At 43.4% G+C, this 23,520-nt stretch carries 20 protein-coding genes; 13 read left to right on the top strand and 7 right to left on the bottom strand.

What is annotated here, in order from left to right; translation table 11 throughout:
* Positions 1–133: 133 nt before the first annotated feature.
* Positions 134–1,045, bottom strand: a complete 912-nt coding sequence (locus AB6C75_RS05070) for a DUF3943 domain-containing protein (RefSeq protein WP_135442602.1) — start codon at positions 1,043–1,045, stop codon at positions 134–136.
* A gap of 208 nt (positions 1,046–1,253) precedes the next feature.
* Here AB6C75_RS05070 and AB6C75_RS05075 point away from each other — a divergent pair, with 208 nt between their 5' ends.
* On the top strand, positions 1,254–2,489 hold the full coding sequence (locus AB6C75_RS05075) for a CinA family nicotinamide mononucleotide deamidase-related protein (RefSeq protein WP_029223972.1): 1,236 nt from the start codon (positions 1,254–1,256) through the stop codon (positions 2,487–2,489).
* 267 nt (positions 2,490–2,756) lie between these two features.
* Here AB6C75_RS05075 and yfaE read toward each other — a convergent pair whose 3' ends face one another.
* The 4 genes from yfaE to ubiG form a co-directional block, all read right to left on the bottom strand.
* Entirely contained in the window at positions 2,757–3,035 is a 279-nt protein-coding gene (gene yfaE / locus AB6C75_RS05080; RefSeq protein ID WP_009848850.1) for a class I ribonucleotide reductase maintenance protein YfaE, read from the bottom strand.
* A complete protein-coding gene (nrdB, locus tag AB6C75_RS05085; protein WP_004733365.1) occupies positions 3,035–4,168 on the bottom strand; it encodes a class Ia ribonucleoside-diphosphate reductase subunit beta in 1,134 nt (377 codons plus the stop codon). The genes yfaE and nrdB overlap by 1 nt, the downstream gene beginning before the upstream one ends.
* A gap of 103 nt (positions 4,169–4,271) precedes the next feature.
* Positions 4,272–6,554, bottom strand: a complete 2,283-nt coding sequence (nrdA, locus tag AB6C75_RS05090) for a class 1a ribonucleoside-diphosphate reductase subunit alpha (protein ID WP_009848849.1) — start codon at positions 6,552–6,554, stop codon at positions 4,272–4,274.
* Positions 6,555–7,058: 504 nt separating this feature from the next.
* Positions 7,059–7,805, bottom strand: a complete 747-nt coding sequence (gene ubiG / locus AB6C75_RS05095) for a bifunctional 2-polyprenyl-6-hydroxyphenol methylase/3-demethylubiquinol 3-O-methyltransferase UbiG (RefSeq protein WP_065680458.1) — start codon at positions 7,803–7,805, stop codon at positions 7,059–7,061.
* Between the two features lie 258 nt (positions 7,806–8,063).
* Here ubiG and gyrA point away from each other — a divergent pair, with 258 nt between their 5' ends.
* Both gyrA and AB6C75_RS05105 read left to right on the top strand, forming a co-directional pair.
* The gene (gene gyrA, locus AB6C75_RS05100; protein WP_135384498.1) at positions 8,064–10,736 is read left to right on the top strand and encodes a DNA topoisomerase (ATP-hydrolyzing) subunit A; all 2,673 of its coding nucleotides are present in this window, start codon (positions 8,064–8,066) and stop codon (positions 10,734–10,736) included.
* Between the two features lie 249 nt (positions 10,737–10,985).
* Positions 10,986–11,615, top strand: coding sequence for a tetratricopeptide repeat protein (locus AB6C75_RS05105; protein ID WP_012604320.1), 630 nt, complete (start codon positions 10,986–10,988; stop codon positions 11,613–11,615).
* 51 nt (positions 11,616–11,666) lie between these two features.
* Here AB6C75_RS05105 and AB6C75_RS05110 read toward each other — a convergent pair whose 3' ends face one another.
* Positions 11,667–12,011 carry a rhodanese-like domain-containing protein gene (locus AB6C75_RS05110; RefSeq protein ID WP_009848845.1) on the bottom strand — a complete coding sequence of 115 codons (345 nt, stop codon included), beginning with the start codon at positions 12,009–12,011 and terminating at the stop codon, positions 11,667–11,669.
* A 127-nt stretch (positions 12,012–12,138) separates the two neighbouring features.
* The gene (gene nrfA, locus AB6C75_RS05115) at positions 12,139–13,569 is read right to left on the bottom strand and encodes an ammonia-forming nitrite reductase cytochrome c552 subunit (RefSeq protein WP_017101428.1); all 1,431 of its coding nucleotides are present in this window, start codon (positions 13,567–13,569) and stop codon (positions 12,139–12,141) included.
* Positions 13,570–14,050: 481 nt separating this feature from the next.
* Between nrfA and nrfB the strand changes: the two genes are divergently transcribed.
* The 10 genes from nrfB to AB6C75_RS05165 all read left to right on the top strand — a co-directional run bounded on the left by nrfB (position 14,051) and on the right by AB6C75_RS05165 (position 23,408).
* Complete coding sequence (gene nrfB / locus AB6C75_RS05120) at positions 14,051–14,635, top strand: cytochrome c nitrite reductase pentaheme subunit (protein WP_372107139.1); 585 nt, start codon at positions 14,051–14,053, stop codon at positions 14,633–14,635.
* A gap of 3 nt (positions 14,636–14,638) precedes the next feature.
* Positions 14,639–15,325, top strand: coding sequence for a cytochrome c nitrite reductase Fe-S protein (nrfC, locus tag AB6C75_RS05125; protein WP_372107141.1), 687 nt, complete (start codon positions 14,639–14,641; stop codon positions 15,323–15,325).
* A gap of 2 nt (positions 15,326–15,327) precedes the next feature.
* A complete protein-coding gene (nrfD, locus tag AB6C75_RS05130; RefSeq protein ID WP_029222996.1) occupies positions 15,328–16,302 on the top strand; it encodes a cytochrome c nitrite reductase subunit NrfD in 975 nt (324 codons plus the stop codon).
* A 128-nt stretch (positions 16,303–16,430) separates the two neighbouring features.
* The gene (locus AB6C75_RS05135) at positions 16,431–18,353 is read left to right on the top strand and encodes a heme lyase CcmF/NrfE family subunit (RefSeq protein ID WP_372107144.1); all 1,923 of its coding nucleotides are present in this window, start codon (positions 16,431–16,433) and stop codon (positions 18,351–18,353) included.
* On the top strand, positions 18,334–18,921 hold the full coding sequence (locus tag AB6C75_RS05140) for a DsbE family thiol:disulfide interchange protein (protein ID WP_372107146.1): 588 nt from the start codon (positions 18,334–18,336) through the stop codon (positions 18,919–18,921). Before AB6C75_RS05135 ends, AB6C75_RS05140 begins: the two co-directional genes overlap by 20 nt.
* Complete coding sequence (locus AB6C75_RS05145) at positions 18,918–19,358, top strand: cytochrome c-type biogenesis protein CcmH (RefSeq protein WP_372107148.1); 441 nt, start codon at positions 18,918–18,920, stop codon at positions 19,356–19,358. The genes AB6C75_RS05140 and AB6C75_RS05145 overlap by 4 nt, the downstream gene beginning before the upstream one ends.
* 89 nt (positions 19,359–19,447) lie before the next feature.
* Positions 19,448–19,624 carry a hypothetical protein gene (locus AB6C75_RS05150; protein ID WP_009848837.1) on the top strand — a complete coding sequence of 59 codons (177 nt, stop codon included), beginning with the start codon at positions 19,448–19,450 and terminating at the stop codon, positions 19,622–19,624.
* A gap of 249 nt (positions 19,625–19,873) precedes the next feature.
* Positions 19,874–20,470, top strand: a complete 597-nt coding sequence (ribA, locus tag AB6C75_RS05155; RefSeq protein ID WP_009848836.1) for a GTP cyclohydrolase II — start codon at positions 19,874–19,876, stop codon at positions 20,468–20,470.
* Positions 20,471–20,647: 177 nt separating this feature from the next.
* Positions 20,648–21,907: an imelysin family protein gene (locus AB6C75_RS05160; RefSeq protein ID WP_372107150.1), complete on the top strand. Its 1,260-nt coding sequence runs from the start codon at positions 20,648–20,650 to the stop codon at positions 21,905–21,907.
* A gap of 112 nt (positions 21,908–22,019) precedes the next feature.
* A complete protein-coding gene (locus tag AB6C75_RS05165) occupies positions 22,020–23,408 on the top strand; it encodes a di-heme oxidoredictase family protein (RefSeq protein WP_372107152.1) in 1,389 nt (462 codons plus the stop codon).
* Positions 23,409–23,520: the final 112 nt, after the last annotated feature.

Here is a 23,520-nt window from a genome sequence, read left to right on the forward strand (position 1 = left end):
TTTTAGTAAGACTCGCTACACTGTGCGATCTAAACACCTTAAATGATAGGTGTTGGCTAGAGAGCCGCTTTTAGAAGAGTTGTCGCATTTATTTGAAATGCAGTAACATAGAGTTCAGAGACTGGAAGTCGATTTAAAACGTTACTTTAAAGTTCATACCAACAAACTGAGAGTCGTATGTTGCCCCTGCATCGTAGGCGAATCGTGCTGCGTCTTTGTTATCCCACCAAGGGTTAGTATTCAGATTAACTTCTGCGTCACCACCCCATGCATCACTTACCCAGTAGTGGATATGGCCAACAGGGTTGAGGAAGAATAATGAAACATCACCCATGGTTTGAGAGCCCATCACTTCGCCACCTGAAGCAACAATGTCTTGCTCTGCTTCTAGCATCATTTCACCGACAACAGCCCCAAAGAATGGTGTAATAAAGATATCTTGCCATGACGGTACTTCAGCAAACGCTTCTACGCCGTATTCCCAGAAAAATGTCGACATTGTCCAAGAGTATAAGAAAGACTCAAACTCGTCATAACCAGCATGTCGAGCTGCGGTGTAGTAAACACCACCGAAATACGGATGCATTACGTAGTTTAGGAAGTGTTCATCACGGTCCCATACTGGGCCTTCAGAAACGTTATCTTTCCATTTTTTACCTAGTGCACTGATATCACGCTGGTCATCATCCCACTTAGTGATACTTTCAGGTAAAAGCGTCATGAGACCAACGGTTGCGACACTTAAACCAAGAATGGTATAAGTTTGGCCCATGAGGTAATCCCAATCTTTGCCATCGCTAACGGTAAGGTAGAGTGGTTGTTTTTCGATCGTTAAATCATATTGGTCGCTTGTTTCGCTTAGCGCATAATGGTTACTAGGCTTATAGGTGTACAAGCTTTCATTAACACAGTAATCTTGAGCGCATTCATCCGAATAAGAAAGGTTGATTGGTTGGTCGAAGTCGTATTGGCTTGCAACCGAGTTAACTGACATTAGCATTGTAAATGCAGCAGTAACCTTCGTTAGTAACGGTGATTTGGCCACAAGGGTCTCCATGAGAAGTTAATAATTGATCCGAGTCACAATTATCTATTAAATGCTTAGTTTAGGGAACTAATAATTTATTGCTTTTCCTAAGAAAACCTTAGATTAAGCATTAGTAATATTTGTGAAAAGGTGAATGACTCAAACTCAACCTTAGACTAGTTTGTAAATAATGCCGTGTCTTTTAATGGCCACAAGGGATATAAATATGACGAAAATCGCAATGTTAAGCACTGGTGAAGAAGTTCTTCATGGGGACATTGTCGACACAAACGCAGCTTGGATGTCTGCTGAGTTTTATCAGCACGGCTTTGCTTTGGCAAAGCGTTCAACTGTGGGCGACCAAATGAACGCTCTGATTGAAGAACTGCTGATGCTGAGCTTCAACTATGATGTGGTTATCGTCAATGGTGGTTTGGGGCCGACAACTGATGATATGAGTGCGGCCGCTGCGGCTGCGGCCTCAGATCAAAAGCTTGTCATGTTCCCTGAGTGGCTGACTCGTATGGAAGAGATGTTCTCTGGACGTGGCATGCCGATGCCTGACAGTAACCTTAAGCAAGCTTTATTGCCCGCGAGTTCAGAGATTGTTGATAATCCTGTGGGTACGGCTTGCGGCTTCAAGCTGAAAATCAACGATGCTACTTTCTATTTTACTCCTGGTGTACCGAGTGAATTCAAACGTATGGTTACGTTTGAGATTCTTCCTGACTTGTCGCGTACCTACCCTCAAGTGGTTGCCTCTGAATGCAGTCGATTGTTTACGTTTGGTTTGTCTGAGTCGGGTATCTCGGATGTGTTAGACCAGCTTAAGCTTCCTGCAGGCTATGAACTTGGCTACCGCTCTTATCTGCCTTTTATTGAGGTCAAACTGTTTGGTCCTAAGGCAGACTTAGAAACTCGCGTTAAGCTTCTGCAAATGGTTTACAAGCTCCTAGAGAGTAATGTCGTGAGCGTTGATGAGCCAATGATTGACCATATTGGACACATCATGGCGGAAAAAAAGAAGACGTTATCTGTATCTGAAGTGTCGACCAAAGGCGCCCTATCAGCGTGGCTGCAATTGAATGAGCAGGTTGAAGACTGCTTTGGTCATTCATGGGTCATGGCTGAGCCAAAAGAGAGCCAACTTGAAAAGAGTGATCCATTAGCCGCAACCTTTGCACTGGCTGGCGCTACAAGAGAGAAGTGCGGTACAGAACTGGCTTTGGTTACTGGTAAGTTAGAAGACAACACATTTAGCGTCGCATTGTCTACTGAAGCAGGAGAGTGGGGACAGGTGCTTGAGTTTTATCGTCAGTACTCACGCGAAGACCAACGCAACGTGATTAAGACCGTTGCCGCCGATATGCTGAGAAGGCATCTAGACAACAAACCGATGTTTGGTACTTACTCTTCGGTTAAGCGATTGAAAGACATGTTTATTCCTAAAGCGGTACTATAAAACCAAGTCAACGCTATAAAGTCCAAGTTAAAGCTATAGAGCTATATATGTAATAAATCATATACATCAATAAAGCCGAGTTGGTGCAATAAGCGAGTTGTCTGATTGAGCCAACATGAAATACAAAAAGGGCCTGATAATGAAGATTATCGGGCCCTTAAATTTTTAAGCTTTTCTGTTAACGATTCAACATTGTACTAATCGTGCTAAGTAGCTAAGTAGCTAAGTAGCTAAGTAGCTAAGTAGCTAAGTAGCTAAGTATAAGTATTAAGCACTTTTTTGCTTATTTCTGTGAATAACGTTACTCAGCGATAGTTCTGTTTTTGCTTTACAGATACAAGGTAATATTTCATTACCTTGCGTGTAAGCCATAGCAAAACCAACGTACTCAACTTCACCGGAATCCAACGTACAGCGGCAAGCGCCACAGTGGCCATCTCGGCAGTTGTATTCTGGCTCTAACCCTGCTTGTTCCATTGTTTCCAATAGAGTATTTGAAGGGTTAGATTCAATAGAAGTCAGCTTGTTGATTTTGATTGTTGGCATTACAGCTCAAACCCTTCAAAGTCGTCAGCTTTTACTTCGTTGTCGATTTGGCCAACTAGGTAAGAACTGATTTCAGCTTCTTGTGGAGCAACTTGAACGTTATCTGAAGACAACCAAGCGTTGATCCATGGAATTGGGTTCGACGTTGCTTCTGGGTAAGCGGTACCTAGACCAACAGCCTGCATACGGATGTTAGTAATGTACTCAACGTATTGGCAAAGAATGTCTTTGTTTAGACCAATCATAGAGCCATCTTTGAATAGGTATTCTGCCCACTCTTTCTCTTGCTCTGCTGCTTCTTTGAATAGGTCGAAACACTCTTGCTTACACTCTTCAGCGATCTGCATGAATTCGAAGTCATCTTGGCCGTTACGCAGCAAATTGATCATGTGCTGTGTACCAGTAAGGTGAAGAGCTTCATCACGAGCGATTAGCTTGATGATCTTCGCATTACCTTCCATTAGCTCACGTTCAGCGAATGCGAATGAACATGCAAAACTTACGTAGAAACGAATCGCTTCCAGTGCGTTTACAGACATTAGACATACGTAAAGCTTCTTCTTCAGGTCGTGAAGTGAAATCTTAACGTCTTCGCCGTTGATGTTGTGGTTGCCTTCACCGTAGCGGTGGTAGTCAGCCGTCAGCTTGATCAAATCGTCGTAGTAAAAGGCGATGTCTTTAGCACGCTTCAGGATCTCTTCGTTTTCAACGATGTCGTCGAATACTACGCCTGGATCATTTACGATGTTACGGATGATGTGCGTGTAAGAACGAGAGTGAATCGTTTCAGAGAATGACCATGTCTCAATCCAAGTTTCAACTTCTGGTAGTGATACCAATGGAAGTAGGGCAACGTTAGGGCTGCGGCCTTGGATAGAATCTAGAAGCGTTTGGTACTTCAAGTTAGAGATGAAGATGTGCTTTTCATGCTCAGGAAGCTTGTTGTAGTCGATACGATCACTAGACACGTCGACCTCTTCTGGGCGCCAGAAGAAAGAAAGCTGCTTCTCGATAAGCTTTTCGAAGATTTCAAATTTTTGTTGGTCGTAACGTGCAACGTTTACCGACTGACCCAAGAACATTGGTTCTTTTAGTTGGTCATTTTTTTGTTGAGAAAAAGTACTGTAAGCCATAAATGCCTCAAATCCTTTAAAGACCCGCAATAAAACGGACCCTGTTAATGCTTTAAACCCAGAGAAGATAACTCTTCTCTGGGGTCTTAATGTTTATTGCGGTTTAGATCTTACAACCGCCGCCTTCACAATCTTCTTCCGGCACTTGAACTGCATCGCCTTGGTCGTCTTTAGCACCATCACGAGTGTTATGGTAGTAAAGCGTTTTAACACCATACTTGTATGCAGTTAGCAGGTCTTTAAGCAGCTGCTTCATTGGAACCTTACCGCTGTCGTAAACACTTGGATCATAGTTAGTGTTTGCAGAGATAGCTTGGTCAACGAATTTTTGCATGATACCCACTAAGTGTAGGTAACCGTCGTTATTGCCAATGTTCCAAAGTAGCTCGTAGTTGTTTTTAAGATTTAAGAAATCAGGAACAACTTGCTTCAGGATACCGTCTTTCGACGCTTTCACTGATACATAACCACGTGGTGGCTCGATACCGTTAGTCGCGTTCGAGATTTGAGACGAAGTCTCAGAAGGCATAAGCGCTGTTAGCGTAGAGTTACGCAGACCGTGCTCCATGATCTCTTCACGTAGCGTGTCCCAATCGTAGTGCAGAGGCTCTTCACATACTAAGTCGATATCTTTTTTATAAGTATCGATTGGCAGTAGGCCTTTCGCGTAGTTGGTCTCGTGGAAAGATGGGCAACGGCCTTGTTCTTTCGCTAGTTCAACAGACGCTTTTAGCAAGTGGTATTGAATTGCTTCAAAAGTACGGTGAGTCAGGCCATTTGCGCTGCCGTCAGAGTACTTAACACCATTCTTCGCCAGGTAGTATGCATAGTTGATGACACCAACACCTAAAGTACGACGATTCATTGTCGATTTGTATGCTGCTGGAAGCGGGTAATCTTGGTAATCAAGCAGTGCATCAAGTGCACGAACAACCAACTCAGAAAGCTCTGCTAAGTCGTCGAGTTCATTGATTGCGCCAAGGTTGAACGCTGAAAGCGTACACAGTGCAATCTCACCTTCGTCATCTTCCACGTTAGAAAGTGGCTTAGTTGGTAGCGCGATTTCTAGACATAGGTTCGATTGACGAACAGGTGCTACTTCAGAATCAAACGGGCTGTGTGTATTACAGTGGTCAACGTTCTGAATGTAGATACGACCAGTAGAAGCACGCTCTTGCATTAGTAGAGAGAACAGTTCAACCGCTTTCACAGTTTCACGTTTCACTGAAGGATCGTTTTCGTACTTAACGTACAGCTCTTCAAAACGCTCTTGGTTTTCGAAGAACGCATCGTAAAGTCCAGGTACATCTGAAGGGGAGAACAGGCTGATGTTGCCACCTTGAACAAGACGAGAGTACATAAGCTTATTAAGCTGTACGCCGTAGTCCATGTGACGAACACGGTTCTCTTCAACACCACGGTTGTTTTTCAGTACTAATAGAGACTGAACTTCACCGTGCCATAGTGGGTAGAACACGGTTGCTGCACCGCCACGAACACCACCTTGAGAACAACATTTTACTGCTGTTTGGAAGTATTTGTAGAAAGGGATACAGCCAGTGTGGAACGCTTCACCACCACGAATTTCAGAACCAAGCGCACGGATACGACCTGCGTTGATACCAATACCAGCACGTTGAGATACGTAACGAACAATAGAGCTTGCTGTTGCGTTGATAGAATCAAGGCTGTCACCACACTCGATCAGCACACAAGAACTGAATTGACGAGTAGGCGTACGTACACCAGACATAATTGGTGTAGGTAGAGAAATCTTAAACGTAGACGAGGCGTCGTAAAAACGTTTGATGTAATCCAGACGAGTTGATTTCGGGTATTTACCGAATAAACAAGCAGCAACTAGGATGTAAAGGAACTGAGCACTCTCGTAGATTTCTTTTGTTACACGGTTTTGCACGAAGTATTTACCTTCAAGCTGCTTGACCGCTGCATAAGAGAAGTCTAAGTCACGCTTGTGGTCGATGTACGCGTCAAGCTCGTCAAACTCAGCTTTCGTGTAGTCTTCCATTAGGTGGCTATCGTATTTACCCATATCAACCAGTTTTGCAACGTGGTCATATAGAGCCGGTGGCTCGTACTCGCCGTACGCTTTTTTACGTAGATGGAATACTGACAGACGTGCTGCTAGATATTGGTAATCAGGAGTCTCTTCAGAGATTAAATCCGCTGCTGACTTGATGATTGTCTCATGGATGTCAGTGGTGGTGATGCCATCGTAAAACTGAATGTGAGCTTTCAATTCTACTTGTGATACAGAAACATTGTGCAAGCCTTCAGCTGCCCATGTGATCACTCGATGGATTTTCTCTAAATCGATTGTTTCTTTGCGCCCGTTACGTTTGGTAACAGTAAGTTGTTGGTTCATTCTGCTTAATTTCCCTAACAAAACTGAACAAAGCCGTGTTTTTGTGTATTTCTGTGTAATTTTTGTAAATTACGTTCCGGCTTTGTGATCTTGGTCTACCCATACATTGTAGTTCAAACACAACATATAGGGGTCATTTGTTTATTGGGTTACAAGATAGTGCTACAGCTTATATTTTTCAAGGTAAAGAAATGGGAGTGCTTGTGGATAAGTGGTGGATTGAAAAAAAACTGTAAGTGACCACTAACTGACGAGGTTCGATGTGACTTGATTGTATAAAAATAGCCTTTTAAGGTTGCTTTATTTTTGCGCACACATAAAAAAAAATCCCTTGATCTTTGAGCAAAATGGGCAATGGATTTTGGATGATTAAAATTAAATCTAGGTGGTCAAAATGGAAGCGAGCGCACGAAATTTAGACTGAAAAAAGTCGTAAAGTTATGTTAATTACAACTCTTTTCAATCGTCTTTTTCTAAAAGATTTTAAGCTGGGGATATTAATAGTTATTGGGTGAGATTTTGCGTGTGGACTATGTAGTTAACATCTACATTTGTGCCCAAACGATAAGTGTCCGTTAACGGGTTGTAGTGCAGTCCTGTAATCCCCAATTCTTGCAGCGGAGTGTTGTCTATCATCTTGATAAGTTCCGCTGGGCGAATGAACTTTTCGTGGTCGTGAGTACCTTCTGGGACAATCTTAAGTAGCTTTTCTGCACCTACTATAGCGAATAGGTAAGACTTAAAGTTACGGTTCAATGTCGAGAAGAACACATGGCCGCCCGGTTTAACCAACTTTGAACAAGCCGAGATAACCGACTGTGGGTCTGGTACGTGCTCTAGCATTTCCATGCAGGTCACCACATCGTAAGTTTGTGGGTTTTGCTCAGCATGATCTTCAATGGTGCTTTGAATGTAATCAAGCTTGGTGCCGGTTTCTAATGCATGCAGACGAGCGACTTCTAGCGGTTCTTTACCCATATCTAAACCAGTGACTAGCGCACCTTCAACGGCCATGCTCTCAGCCAAAATACCGCCACCGCAGCCAACATCGAGAACTTTCTTGCCAAATAGGCCTTCGGTTTTCTCTAGAACGTAATTTAGGCGCAGTGGGTTGATTTGATGTAGTGGCTTAAACTCGCCTTCTAGATCCCACCAGCGCGACGCCATGTCTTCGAATTTTTTGATTTCTGCTGGGTCTACGTTTTGTGATTTAGTCATAATCGGCATTTCCAAGTTAAATAATGCATCCATGAAATTGCAGGCATTATAACTTGCCTTTTCCTGCTGACCAGAAGATCTACAATTTTGCTAGTTTATTGAGTGTAAAGTGACCATGTTTCAGCAAGATATGACGCTGAGGTGCAATTTCTCATCAATAGATTGGCTACAAGGGTCACAAGATGGTAAAAGGAGAGGGAAAGTGATGCCTCCGTAGGTAAATTTGTGTTATATTTTTCGGTCTTATACGTATTCAAAAATACGATCTGACTATAGAGGGAAAATGGCTCTATGAGCGATCTAGCGAAAGAGATCACGCCCGTAAATATTGAAGATGAGCTTAGAGGTTCATACCTAGACTACGCGATGTCCGTCATCGTTGGTCGTGCCCTTCCAGATGTGCGTGATGGCCTAAAACCAGTACACCGCCGCGTTTTGTTCGCGATGAATGTATTAGGTAATGATTGGAACAAAGCATATAAAAAGTCTGCTCGTGTAGTAGGCGATGTAATCGGTAAATATCACCCACACGGTGATAGTGCGGTATACGAGTCAATTGTTCGTATGGCTCAGCCGTTTTCACTACGCTATATGTTAGTCGATGGCCAAGGTAACTTTGGTTCGGTTGACGGCGATTCAGCTGCGGCAATGCGTTATACCGAAGTTCGTATGTCAAAAATAGCTGGTGAGCTATTAACGGATCTTGATAAAGATACGGTTGACTTCGTTCCTAACTATGATGGAACCGAGCAAATACCAGCAGTTTTACCAACAAAAATACCAAACCTATTGGTTAACGGTGCTTCTGGTATCGCAGTAGGTATGGCTACCAACATCCCGCCGCATAACCTTGGCGAAGTTGTTGATGGCTGTTTAGCATTTATCAATAATGAAGACATCACTATTGATGAGCTAATGGACTACATCCCGGGTCCAGACTTCCCGACAGCAGCATTAATCAGTGGCCGTAAGGGCATTGTCGATGCATATAAGACTGGCCGAGGCAAAGTCTACATGCGCTCGAGAGCTGAAATTGAAACGGAAAAGAACGGTAAAGAAACTATTATCGTTACTGAAATTCCGTATCAAGTGAACAAAGCTCGTCTGATCGAGAAGATTGCAGAACTTGTAAAAGACAAGAAAGTTGAAGGCATCAGTGCACTGCGTGACGAATCTGATAAAGATGGTATGCGTATTGTTATTGAATGTAAGCGTGATGCTGTCGGTGAAGTTGTACTAAACAACCTTTACTCACAAACTCAACTGCAAACAACTTTCGGCATCAACATGGTTGCTCTGAACAACGGCCAACCACAACTTTTCAACATTAAAGATATGTTGAAGTGTTTTGTTGATCACCGTCGTGAAGTTGTGACACGTCGTACTATCTTCGAATTGAAGAAAGCGCGCGACCGTGCACATATCTTGGAAGCTCTATCTTTAGCGCTTGCAAACATTGATGAAATCATTGAACTGATCAAGAACGCACCAACACCAGCAGAAGCTAAAGTTGGTCTAGTATCTCGTGGTTGGGATCTTGGTAACGTTGCATCAATGCTTGAACGTGCTGGTACTGATGCAGCTCGTCCAGATTGGCTTGAAGACCAATACGGTATCCGTGATGGTCAATACTTCCTAACGGAAACTCAAGCGCAAGCTATTCTAGAACTTCGTCTTCACCGCCTAACTGGCCTTGAGCACGAGAAGATTCTAGACGAATACAAAGCACTTCTAGAAGAGATCGCTGAGCTAATGCATATCCTTGCAAGCACTGAGCGTTTGATGGAAGTTATCCGTGAAGAACTTGAAGCGGTACGTGATATCTATGGCGACGAACGTCGTACAGAAATCACAGCAGCGGTTCATGACATCGACATGGAAGAGCTAATCGCTCAAGAAGACGTTGTAGTAACGCTTTCTAACGCAGGTTACGTTAAGTACCAAATCCTAAGCGACTACGAAGCTCAGCGTCGTGGTGGTAAAGGTAAGAGTGCAACTAAGATGAAAGATGAGGATTACATTGAGCGTCTGCTTGTTGCTAATACTCACGATAACATCTTATGTTTCTCTACTCGTGGTAAAACGTACCGCCTGAAAGTTTACCAACTGCCTCAAGCAAGCCGCACCGCTCGTGGTAAGCCTATCGTTAACATTCTTCCTCTAGAAGAGGGTGAGCGTATTACGGCTATCCTGCCTGTTTCTGAGTTCTCAAACGAGAAATTCATCTTCATGGCAACAGGCGACGGTACCGTTAAGAAGACATCACTGGATCAATTCGCAAACGTACGTGCTAACGGCCTAATCGCAGTTAACCTACGTGACGATGATTCACTGATTGGCGTTGATATTACTGACGGTAATAGCGACATCATGCTGTTCTCGAAGTCGGGCAAAGTTGTTCGCTTTAACGAGGACAAAGTACGTCCAATGGGTCGTACTGCCTCTGGTGTTCGTGGTATGAAGCTTCCAGAAGACGATCAAGTGGTTTCACTGATTGTTCCTTCAAACGAAGGCGATATCCTAACTGTGACTCAAAACGGTTACGGTAAGCGTACTGAGCTGGCTGAATACCCAACGAAAGGCCGTGCAACGCAAGGTGTAGTATCTATCAAAGTCTCTGATCGTAATGGCCCAGTAGTTGGTGCTGTTCAGGTTGAAGAAGGCGATGAAATGATGATGATCACCGACGCAGGTACACTTGTACGTACTCGCGTAGCGGAAGTAAGCCAAGTTGGTCGTAACACTCAAGGTGTAACACTGATTCGTACTGCTGAAGACGAGAATGTTGTAGGTCTACAACGTATCGACGAAGTAGAAGAAGCGGAGATTGTTGAAGGCGAAGAAACTGAAGAAGCAAATGCTGACGCAGTAAACGCTGAAACGCCTGATGTTTCTGAATCAAGTGAAGAGCAAGCATCTGATGCTTCTGACTCTGAAAGTGATAGCGAGCAAGGCACTGAGTAATCTCGATTACGTTAAGTAATTAAGCTTACCATTGAAAAAACCGAGCCTAAGTGCTCGGTTTTTTATTGCCTGTCATTTCACTCTTTTTCTCTTCTCATTTGGCTTATGGCTTAGGTCTGAACACCAACCTTAACCCGTCGCTTTTATGCGAAAGTTTGAGCACTAAATCTCGAACGCTAAACTTTGATCAATAACGAGGCAGGGCGAAAACGATAGAGTAGGGGCAGATCTAAATAAAAGGGATGCGGAATGGATATCTGGTTGTTGGTTGCGTTGGTACTAATGAGTCTGTTTTTGATTGTGGTCGTTATTGCCGCGAGCAATAATGGCAGCCATCTAAAAGGCAATGTGGTGATTTCTCTTACTGCGGTGGCTTTGAGCGTGCTGGTTTGGTCTCAACTGAAACAAGAGTTACCTCAACTTCCTTTGGATGATAGCAATAACTACACGGCAACAGATTTCGAAGATGAGCTTCAACAAAGCCTCAAACAAGACCCGAATCAATCCGACTTGTGGTTTAAGCTTGGTGGTGTGTACATGCAGAGAGGGGAGTTTGATGCGGCATTCACTTGCTACGATTATGCGATTCGCTTAGATCCTCAAGCGCCTTCTGGCCTCTATGCTGCCAAAGCAACCGCACTTTATTATCTGAGCTCTCAAGCGATGAGTGATGATGTTAATGCGCTGTTGGAGCACTCAATGCAGCTTGATCCCAATGATCGTACGGCATTGATGTTGATTGCGACCGATCACTTCATCAGCATGCGCTATCAACAAGCGATCGATGCGTGGACTCAAATCTTAGATTCCAATCAGAAGGGCATTGATCGTGTCTCTATTATCCATTCGATCAACCAAGCTAAACAGATGATCCGTTAAGCTTGGCTAATTGCTAAAGAGGCGATCTTACTTAAGAGCTCATTTCGAAGACTATTGGTTTTCCTGCATTTCGATTAAGCCACCAGCATTGTGGATTTGAGTAAACCCTTGAGCACGCAAGAATTGATAAGCTTGCCCTGAACGATTGCCACTACGGCAGTACAACACGATGGGTTGGTCTTTATCTATCTTAGCAAAGTGAGTAGCCACTTCAGAAAGAGGGTAGTTGATGGCGTTGTCTAGATGCCCTTGTTCGAACTCTGCAGGTGTTCTGACATCAACCACTAATGCACCTTTCTCTATTAATTCCCACCCTGTCTCAGCACGCTCAGATGCGTGAACGCTTGAACTGAGTAGTGCAATACATAATGCCGAAAGCGAAAGTAAGATTTTCATTGTTTATTCCTTGAATTGGCGAGTGGATCGGGGATTCGATATTGATCTGTATTCCCCTAAAACCTAAAAAAACCAGCCACACAACAATAGTGTGACTGGTTTTTACTTAATGGTCTAATGGAAGAAACTAGTATTCGTAGTTGGCTTCACGCTTTTCAGCTTGCTCTTCCCATTTAGGAACAACCGTGTCTAAGAAGTGCTGTTTCTCTGCGTTCATCTTATCCATGTCCATTCCAAGCGCTTTTTGAGCCGCTTCTTTTGTCGAGATATCTGGAATCTCGATTGGATCGGTGATGCCTTTCTTCGCCAGTAGACGAACAATCTTAGTACGAGCATCCGCGGCGCGGTCAACGGCAGTACCAAGCACTTCTAGAGCGATCTCAGGTGCGTGCATGTGAATACCGTGAGACGCGATAGCGTAGTCCCAACGCCATTGAGCGTGACGGATATCCAGTAAGATAGGTTCCATCTCTTGCTCTGTCGCACCCGCTTCCCATGCTGCGCCTGCTTCAAAGTGAGCAGCAACGATTTGTTTCTCAGCTGTCAGCTTCATGTTCAGTACTTGCGCTTTACGGCTTGAAACGATGTTACGCATGGTTTCTTTCGATTGAGTGTGACAGTTTGCACACGTATCTTCGAAGCGGTCGAATGGGTTACCCACTTTATGGTCGGTATAAACGGTGCCATCTTCTTTGGTCACTTTTGGCATATGACAGTCAGCACAAACGACTTTGTTCTTACCGTGGATGCCTTCGCGCCATGTTTCGAAGCCAGGGTGCTGTGCTTTCAGCATGGGTGCTTTCGATACTTTATGCGTCCAATCTTTAAAGTTGATTGCATCATAGTAACGTTCCATGTCGCCAACGGTTGTACCTTGGTCCCAAGGGAATTTCACACCTTTGGTTGGCCCTGTGAAGTAGTATTCCACGTGGCACTGAGCACAAACAGAAGCTTGTTGGTCTAAACGACTTTGTTCATCAAACTTTTTACCAATCGTTTCAAATGCACGCTCAACGTAAGGACGAGTCACCTTCAGTGCTGGCTCACCATTCTTAAAGCCTTCGCTTTGGGTGTCGTGACAGTCTGAACAGCCAATAGGGTTAATGATCTCGTTGCCAAGACGCGCCCATTTACCTTCAAAATAACCATCTTCACCACGCTCTTCGATAACACGAGCTACGTCTGGGCTCTTACAGCTCCAACACGCCATTGGCATTGGGCCAGAGCTTTCGTCTGTTGGGCCGCCTGTACGAAGTGTTTGTCTTACATCGTCAATGGCATAAAAGTGGCCGCGTGCTTTGTTGTAATCTTTTGCGAAGCCGTAGCCAGCCCACATGATGACCATGTTTGGATCTTCTTTTAGTGCGTCTTCAATAACTTCGCTTTCTGAAGTCTGTCTCCATGAGTGATATTGATCTGGGTGGTTTTGCTCGAACTGGTCGTTACGAGGGTCGCCAATTTCTTTTTGTTCAGACGCAGCAAAACTGGTCGCGCTTGCTAGTGATGCGCTAACCATTAATAGTGCTGTGACCGAATTACGTATCCAATGCTTTTTCACAGTGATATCTCCAATATACTGATTCTTATACCAAGCGTTGTGAGTTTGCTATTCAAATTAAGAACTGGAGAATTCCTGTTTATATTAATTCATAAACAAACACATTTTGTTACGTGTTGGATATAGCTTGTTTTAGATCAATTAACGGTAGTGACTTCAATCACGTTGAAGTTTATATACCCCTAAAGGGGTATTGGAGGTTAGTGGTATTAAAATTCAATTGAGAATTATTAACATATATAACAATCAATTACCTAGATTGACCATGATATAAATAGGGTGATTGCGTTCACAGATTAACCCATCCAAATTTCGTATTACCTAATTAGAGGTATATTCTAACTATAGAAAGCGTTGTGGCTTATCCAAAATAAGAATTGATATCATTTAAGCGGTAATAATATCGTTTAAGGGTACTTTTGTTTAACCGGAATATTATTTAGTTGAGAGTTAAATAATGCCGGTATAAGGAAAGGATAAAATGGGCAATATTAAATTGGCCATAGTCATAATGCTTAAATCCCTTCTAGCATTCTGCCTCTATGGTTATTCCATTCATGCTGTTGCTGAGCCTGCTGTTACGCCAGTAGGAGAATCAGCAAGACATGAAGTCGAATTAATCCGCGACAAAGACTACAAGTGTGTTCAATGCCATAAAGATTCAAAAGAAACGGTATTGGGTTCACATGGTGAAAGTGCACACGCTTTACTTGGCCGTGAAGTAAATTGTACCGATTGTCATAGTTCAATTAGCCCCGATCACCGTGAAGGTGCGCCTGAAGTGGTGAAGTATCGCGAGGCTCAATCACAACCGGGAACTGAAAAGGTTTTCCTAGACCCTAGCTTAATTTTAGATGCCAATAGCCAATGTATCGATTGTCACAAGCCTGATGATCTGCGTGAAGCGAGTTGGACTCACGATGTTCACGCGCAAAACTTGACGTGTTCAAACTGCCATGATGTTCATGCGACTGAAGCAAAGGTGTTGGGCTTAGATAAGAAGCAAACCATCAAGCTGTGTGTGGATTGCCATTCAGACTTCAACCAGAAGAAAGAAGAGGAGTAATCTATGAGCTGCTCAAGAAGAAACTTTTTAGCAGGCGCTGGTGCCGTTATTCTTACCACGGGTGTAGCGGGAACTGCGGCGGTGACAAGTCGTAAAACGTTGGCCAATGTTCAAGAAGATGGTGCTAAACGTTATGGAATGATTCATGACGAAACCGCGTGTATTGGTTGTACTGCTTGTACAGAAGCATGTCGTGAAGTGAATAAAGTACCTGAAGGCGTGTCGCGCTTAGAAATTATTAAGAGCGAACCCCAAGGCGAATATCCAAATGTTGATTACCGTTTTACTCGTAACTCTTGCCAACATTGTGATAACGCGCCGTGTGTCATGGTTTGCCCAACAGGGGCTGCCTACAAAGATGAAAAAACGGGCATTGTTGATGTCCACAAAGAGAAGTGTGTCGGTTGTGGTTACTGTTTGTTAGCGTGTCCATATCAAGTGCGCTTTTTCCATCCAGAGAACAAGTCAGCCGATAAATGTAACTTCTGTCGTGATACCAATCTAGCACAAGGGAAGTTGCCTGCTTGTGTCGAATCTTGCCCAACCAAAGCGCTGACATTCGGCGATTTGAATGACCCTAAGAGTGAGATAAACCAAGTACTTCAATCCGAGGTGGTTTACAGAGATAAAGCCTATCTAGGCACTCAACCAAAACTCTATAAAGTGCCACACCAAAAAGGGGAGATTTGATTATGAGTGCATGGGACGCAGCTTTTCAGTCTGGTACCGTGGTATGGGACTGGATTATAGCAATCTATCTATTTCTCGCGGGGATGTCGGCGGGTGCCGTAATGATCTCCATTTACCTTAAGCGCAAGGTTATTGAAGGCGATCCTGCTCATAATGGTGTGTTAAAGGCGACAGCTTTTCTTGCGCCATTTGGGATCATTTCAGGCCTGCTGATCTTGGTTTTCCATCTGACAAAACCACTGTCATTTTGGAAGATCATGATCTTCTATAATCCAACGTCTGTGATGTCGATGGGTGTGATCTTATTCCAAGTATATATGGTGATCTTATTCCTTTGGATCGGCATTATATTTAGAGATCAAATAGTCGTGTTCTTGAATGATCAAGCATGGCTAAAAGGACGACTTGATTTTGTCGGTAATTGGATTGGCAAATTAGAAGTGTTTGAGAATGCTCTGGAAATATTCTTAGCTGTTCTTGCTCTTATGCTTGCCGCTTATACCGGATTCTTGCTTTCAGCTTTAAATACTTTCCCACTATTGAATAACCCAGTGCTGCCGATTTTGTTCTTATTCTCGAGCTTATCTTCGGGAGCGGCGGCGTGTATTTTATTTGGTGTGTTGGTCTTTAAAGAATCACCTCATAGCCCGAGTATTTCATGGATCCACGGATTTGAACGTCCGGTAGTGATGTTTGAGTTGTTTGTTCTTATTACTTTCTTTACTGGGCTAATCTTCGCTGGTGGTCAAAGTGAACAAGCAGTATGGAATGCAATTGGCAGTGGTTTCTGGGCGAGTTGGTTCTGGTATGGGGTCATAGGTGTCGGCATGGTTTTACCGTTGTTGCTGAATGCCGTTACACCAACCTCAATCCGCCATAGCTCGGTGTATATTTTCTCCGTGACTTCGTTAAGCCTAATGGGCGTATTAATGCTGCGAACTTTTGTCCTTTATGCAGGGCAGTTAACGATAGCTTAATTTCGCGCAAGTTTATTAGTGAGCAGATGTTGGATACTAGACATCTGCTTATTAATGAACATGCTTTTAGTAAACATGAGATGCGTGTTCAGATCGGCTCTGCTCTAGCGGAGCCTTATTGAGGTGATATGGTCGGTTCTTTGGGGCTGTTTAGTTTAGTGTTGGTTGCTGTACTCAGTAGCATTATTGGTGTGCATTCGTTTTATCAAATGCTAAACAAACGGACGCAAAATATAAGTTTAATCCGTAGTTTCTCTCTTTCAAGTGCATTGTTTTCTCTCACTTCTGTCGCATTGCTTGGCTATGCTTTTGTCAGGGATGACTTCTCTATTCTCTATGTCGCTGAACATTCAAATACTCAATTACCCTCATTTTTTAAGCTAGCAGCTGTATGGGCAGGCCATGAAGGTTCCTTGTTATTTTGGGTACTGACGATCAGCGTCTGGTCTGGCGTGATTGCCTTACAAAAACACTATTCGAATGAATACCAAAGCCGTGTGTTGTGGGTAATGAATCTATTGCTCGCGATATTTGCTTGGTTCACCTTATTCGTATCAAACCCATTTGAAATGAATTCGATCTTGCCGCTAGAAGGGCGTGACCTTAACCCAATGTTGCAAGATGTCGGCCTGATCTTTCACCCGCCACTACTTTACCTTGGCTATGTCGGCTTTTCCGTGGTGCTGGCATTTGCAGTTGCCGCTTTGCTGGTTGACCCTATAGAGTTTGATTGGGTTGCCCATTGTCGAAGTTGGTGTCTAGTCGCTTGGATCTTTTTAACCGCAGGGATCATTCTTGGCTCTTGGTGGGCGTATTACGAATTAGGCTGGGGCGGCTGGTGGTTCTGGGATCCTGTTGAAAATGCCAGCTTGTTGCCGTGGCTCACTTCGACAGCCTTGCTGCATTGTTTAGGTGTTGCCAAAGGCAAACAACAGCTTCTGAAGTGGTCTCTAAGCCTTGCTTTCATTACATTTTGTTTGAGTATATTAGGCACATTTATTGTTCGTTCTGGTGTACTCACATCAGTACACGCTTTCGCTGTCGACCCGACCAAAGGTATCGCACTACTACTTATATTGATGTTGGTGCTAGTGAGCTCTTTCTCTCTTCTTATCATCAGAGGGGAATCTTTTGAATCTAACCCGATTACTAGCTTCGCCAGTAAGAGCTTTTTAAGCCTAGTTGCGGTGCTCATTTTTGTATTAGCGACCGCTGTTGTGGTGTTTGGTACATTTTATCCAATGGTCTTTGAGCTGCTTGGGCTAGGTAACATATCGGTCGGTGCGCCATACTTTAATCTGTTGATTGCACCTTTGGCTTTGCTTGCACTTGGCGTGGTTGGCTTAGCCCCATTGTTGAGTGTTAAACCTCAAGCAACCAAAGGTGTTATTTCATTGTTAGTTCTTATGTCGTTGGCATTGGGTTACGTTTGTTATTCTTGGCAAGTGGAACAAGTCCAACGACAAGTGATGGCTCTGATGACATGGGCACTCGCATTTTGGGTTTTACTCACTCATGTTTATGGCTTAGCGGTAACGCGCAGTTCCAAGTTCCAACGAAAAGTCTGGGTGATGACATTTGCCCATGTTGGTGTCGCGGTATTAGCGGTAGGTGCTGCAATGAACAGTTACCACTCGTTTGAGCGCAGCTATAAATTAAGCCCAGATGAACAGGTGGAGTTTATGGACTGGACGCTTGCTCATGAAGATACAGAGCTTTATGTCACCTCAAACTTTACCGCTGAAAAGGCGATACTTAAGCTAGATACTGGCGAGCAAAGTTTTTCTATTTCGCCGGAAAGAAGACATTACCAAGTTCGAGTGATGAACATGAGCGAGCCCGCAATGAAATGGTTCTGGCATGGCGATGTGTATATCACCATGGGTGAGAAAGTTGACGCTACCGCTTATGCATTTCGAGTTCAGTACAAAGCGTATGCTCGTTGGATATGGTTTGGTGGGTTGTTCTCAATTCTAGGTGCTGTGCTTTCACTGACCAATCGTAAAAAGAAAACCGTTAAGGCTGCCCAGTATGCATACCAGCGTTCGTAATAAACTCATTGCTCTATTTTCAGTGGCTGTTGCTTTGGTCGTTGCATTTTCATATGCGCTCGACAGTAAGCAACAAACGACCAGCGTTTCAGAGCAAAAAAGGAATTTCCCTGAATTTACGGCAGCAAAGCTCGTTACTGATGAGTCATTCGATTCTGAAGCATTAAGTTCTGAAATATTAAGCTCTGAAACGGCTAAGCTTATGCTTTCTGATATTACTCAACATCCTTACCAACTGGTCAATGTATGGGCTTCATGGTGCGGAATATGTAAAACCGAGCACGCTTTTTTACTCGAACTGCAGAAGAAAGGCATTCCAATTGTGGGTCTCAATTATCGAGATAACCCTGGGGCAGCGCTCAATGTATTGTCCAACGATGGCAACCCATACTCAACTGTGATCAGTGATCCTCAAGGGAAGTTGGCTTTAGAGCTGGGCGTAATCGGTACTCCTGAGACGTATTTAGTCGATGCTGAAGGCCAAATAGTGAAGAAGTTGCTAGGTGTGATTAATGAATCGGTTTGGCGTAAAGAACTCGCTCACTATTTTAAAGGTACAAATGGATGATGAAGTTCCTACTCAACATAGTGCTCATACTTAGCGCTGCTATTGTCGTCAACTTCCCTGTATTAGCTGAGGATTTGTTTACGGCGAGTGATAAAGATACAAGCATTCAGGTAGAGTTATTTGAGTTTGAAAGCTTTAATCAACAACAGCGTGCTATTAGTTTGGCAAAATCGCTGCGCTGCCCACAATGTCAGAATCAAAATCTGATTGAGTCGAACTCTCCCATAGCAAAAGATTTACGCCTTGTTGTATTCAATATGGTGAAAGCAGGGAAGAGCAACAATGAAATCACTCAGTACATGACAGAAAGGTTTGGTGAATTTGTGCTTTATAAGCCAGCAATGAGTGTTTCAAACATATTACTTTGGTTGTTACCGAGCCTATTATTTCTTTTGTTTGTATATTTATCAGTAGCGAGTGTTAGGAATGACTCATAAAAATTGTGTATTACTGTTTACCAATTGAGCTGTATTTTGTAATATTAACGGATTATAAAGGCTAAGCACTGTTATATAAGGATGTGTTTGTGGATAACGTAATCTCAAATTTAAAAAAAGAGTTCTATACTCATGTCCGTTCTGATAAATGGGCAGAAAAATACAGTGCAAAGTCGAGCATCTCTACACTGACACAAGAAGAGTTAAGTGAATTAGAGAATGCTTGGGTGCAGCTTGTTATCTGGAAGCAAACTCAACTAAGCTGATCGTTCCGCAAAAAGTGTAGTCTTAGCCGCAATTGATTGATTTATAACCCCATGTTGGTCATCCCAACGTGGGGTTTTTTGTTACCCAGAAAATTAATTGTTATAATATAACAATTTGTACGTGGTCGACCTTGAAAAAAATTGTTAACAGCCTCATAGTGTCTATCATTAGATAGTTAGCTACAAAATATTGCCTAGACATATAGTGTAGTGTTGTTAAATACATCGAATTTTCAAGTGAGTATAGCTATGGCGGAAGTGCGTGCCAGAATAGATTTCAAAGTAGGGGTAACAAGCAGTATTGATGCTGAACTTCTGTCTTTTCATGGATTGAAAACAGATAAAGAGCATGTTGCTGTGATATTTAAATCAGCGGATAAGACACAAGACATACCTCTTGTTCGTATGCACTCTGAGTGCCTGACTGGTGATGTTTTTCATTCTTCTCGCTGTGACTGTGGTGAGCAGTTAGATGAAACCATCAGAATTATGGGTGAGACGGGGGGAGTGATTCTTTACTTACGCCAAGAAGGTCGTGGTATTGGTTTGTATAACAAAATCGATGCGTACCGTCTGCAAAGCGAAGGCATGAACACCTATGAAGCGAATAACCACCTAGGTTTTGGTGATGATTTACGCGACTTTACCGAAGCGGCAGAAATGCTTCGCGCTTTAGGAACCACAAAAATCCGCTTGGTTACTAACAACCCTAAGAAGATCAATGAGCTGAAATCTTTCGGTATTGAGATTGAAGAAGTGGTGAATACTTCTGCACATATCAAGTCGGGAAATGAGAGTTACCTGAAGGCGAAAGTCTCACACGGTAAGCATAATCTGGATATTTGATAAGCTTCCTTTTATTGCTATAGCACAAAAGTATTTAAAGACCTCACAAATGTGAGGTTTTTTTGTATTTATCTTGCAATAAAATTGTAAGTTTGTATTATTCAAATCTGTAGTGTAAATGATAATGGTTTGCACTATTACTACGAATAATAATTCAAAGCTCAACAAGGATGCTTCATGACCATTAAATCTTTAATGACAAAAGCCGTAACTTCGTCACTCATTTTTGCCTCTGCTTCTTCTTTTGCAGCAGTAACTCAAGATCAAGTTGTAGAACATTACGCCGATATTGCTCATGCAGTGTTTGCAGATTCAGTAATTACAGCAAAAGCGTTGAACTCTTCTATTGATACCTTCTTAGCTTCTCCTTCTGCTGGCAATTTCGAACAAGTAAAGCAAGCTTGGCTAGACTCTCGTGTACCTTACCAACAGTCTGAAGTATTTCGCTTTGGTAACGTTGTTGTAGATGATTGGGAAGGCCAATTAAATGCATGGCCGCTAGATGAAGGCCTTATCGATTACGTTTCGACTGATTACCAATATGAACTTGGTAACGAAGGCGCTAGCGCAAACATCGTTGCAAATAAGACTTTCCAAATTGGTCAGACAACAGTAGACGCAACTAACATTACTCCAGAGCTAATTGCAGACCTGAACGAGATCGGTGGTTCTGAAGCGAACGTAGCGTCTGGCTACCACGCGATTGAATTCCTACTTTGGGGCCAAGATTTAAACGGTACTAACAGCGGTGCAGGTGAGCGTGCTTACACTGATTTCGTTGTTGGTGCTGAGTGTACTAATGGTAACTGTGACCGTCGTGGCGCATACCTAAAAGCATCAGCTGAACTACTTATCCAAGACCTAGAGTGGATGGAAAAGCAGTGGGCTGAAGGCGAAAAAGGCAACTACCGTCAAGAGCTTCTTTCTGAATCTAGCGAGAACGGTCTACGTAAAATGCTATTTGGTATGGGCTCACTATCTCTAGGTGAACTAGCGGGTGAGCGTATGAAAGTTGCACTAGAAGCAAACTCTACTGAAGACGAGCATGATTGTTTCTCTGATAACACGCATAACTCTCACTACTACAACGAGCAAGGTATCTACAACGTATACACTGGCTTGTACAAGCGTGAAGATGGTTCTCTACTTTCAGGTGCTAGCCTGTTTGACCTCGTTGAGCAAAAAGACGAGCAAGCGGCGAAAGAGATTCAAAAGCAGTTTGACCTAGCACGTGCACAAGTTGGTCAACTTGTTGTGTCAGCAGAGAAAAATAACCAGCACTTCGATCAGCTAATTGCTGCTGACAATGCTGCGGGCAACGCACTCGTAAACAAAACTATTGTTGCGCTAGTGTCTCAAACCGCTGCAATCGAGCGTGCTGCTGGTGTTATTGGCATTGATAGCCTAAACCCAGACACAGCGGATCACGAGTTTTAAGAACCCGAGTCCAAAACTATTGTAAGGGCTCTTATTGAGCCCTTAATTGTTTGTTATTCAAAAAAGTTACTCCCTAATAAAAACTAAAATCAAAAACACAGCAAGGCAATGTATGAAGTCGTATCTCTCAGCCTCACTATTAACCGCACTGTTTTTCTTATCTCCATTGCACGCCCATGAAACCTACTCTGGTGGCAAAACCACAGTAAAGAAAGAGGGCGCGAACGCTTTTTCTCTTCCTGCAGCTAACCTTCCAATGAGCAAACGTTTGGATTTCAGCGTAGGTAACAGCTTCTTTAGAAACCCTTGGGTTCCTGCGCCGTCATCAACCGATGCGCGTGATGGATTAGGTCCATTGTTCAATACTAACGGTTGTCAAAACTGTCACATCAAAGATGGTCGTGGTCATGCGCCTGAAAAAGATGACCAGAACGCGGTTTCATTGTTGGTCCGCTTAAGTATCCCTGCTGAAACGCCAGAGCAGAGACAAGCCTTCATTCGTGATGGTGGTATTCCTGAACCAACTTACGGCGGCCAGTTACAAGATTTCGCGCTTCAAGGTGTAAAACCCGAGGGCAAAGTGAACATCAGCTACACCGATGTTCCTGTTGAATTCAAAGACGGTACAGTCGTTACTTTGCGTAAACCAATTTTAAAGATTACTGATCTTGCCTTTGGCGAGATGCATCCTAAAACTGAGTTTTCAGCTCGTGTTGCGCCGCCAATGATTGGCCTTGGTTTACTTGAAAGCATCCCGCAAGAAACGATTCTCGGATTTGCTAAACAGCAGTTGGCCGACAAGCAGGGTGTTTCAGGCAAAGCGAACTACGTTCTTGATGTTCAAACTAACGATATGGCGTTGGGTCGATTCGGTTGGAAAGCTGGCCAGCCAAACCTAATGCAGCAAAATGCAGCTGCGTTTAACGGTGATTTGGGCTTAACGAGTCGCTTATTCCCGAATGAAAACTGCACATCAGCGCAATCAACCTGTGATGATTTTCCGAATGGTGGCGAGCCAGAAGTCAGCGACAATATTCTAGATTTTGTTGAGTTCTATTCGCAGCATTTAGCGGTCCCTATTCGTCGCAACGTCGACAACCCAGCCGTCGTGCAAGGTAAAAAATTATTCAAAGACGTTGGTTGTCAGAGTTGCCACCAAGCTGAAATTCGCACAGCAGAGCGTGAAGGGTTACCTGCGTTGTCTAAGCAATTAATCAGTCCGTATACCGATATGTTGTTGCACGATATGGGGGAAGGCTTAGCCGACAATCGCCCTGAATATCTTGCCAATGGCCAAGAGTGGCGTACGACGCCATTATGGGGATTAGGCTATACCAAAGAAGTGAATGGTCATACGTTCCTGCTTCATGACGGTCGCGCAAGAAACGTTATGGAAGCGGTACTTTGGCACGGTGGTGAAGCAGAAATGGCGAAACAAAACGTTCTGTCTTTGAATGCCACTGAGCGTGAAGCACTACTGGCGTTTTTGAATTCGCTATAGTCGGTCTGAGATTCAGACATTCAAAGATCGAGTTAACCCAAAGAACACAACCGCTGAACGTGTAGGAATACGAGTTCAGCGGTCGTTTGGTATTTAATGAACTCATATAATT

Origin of the sequence: Vibrio sp. 10N.237.312.B06 (assembly GCF_041464685.1) — a bacterium.
GTDB lineage: Bacteria > Pseudomonadota > Gammaproteobacteria > Enterobacterales > Vibrionaceae > Vibrio > Vibrio tasmaniensis_A.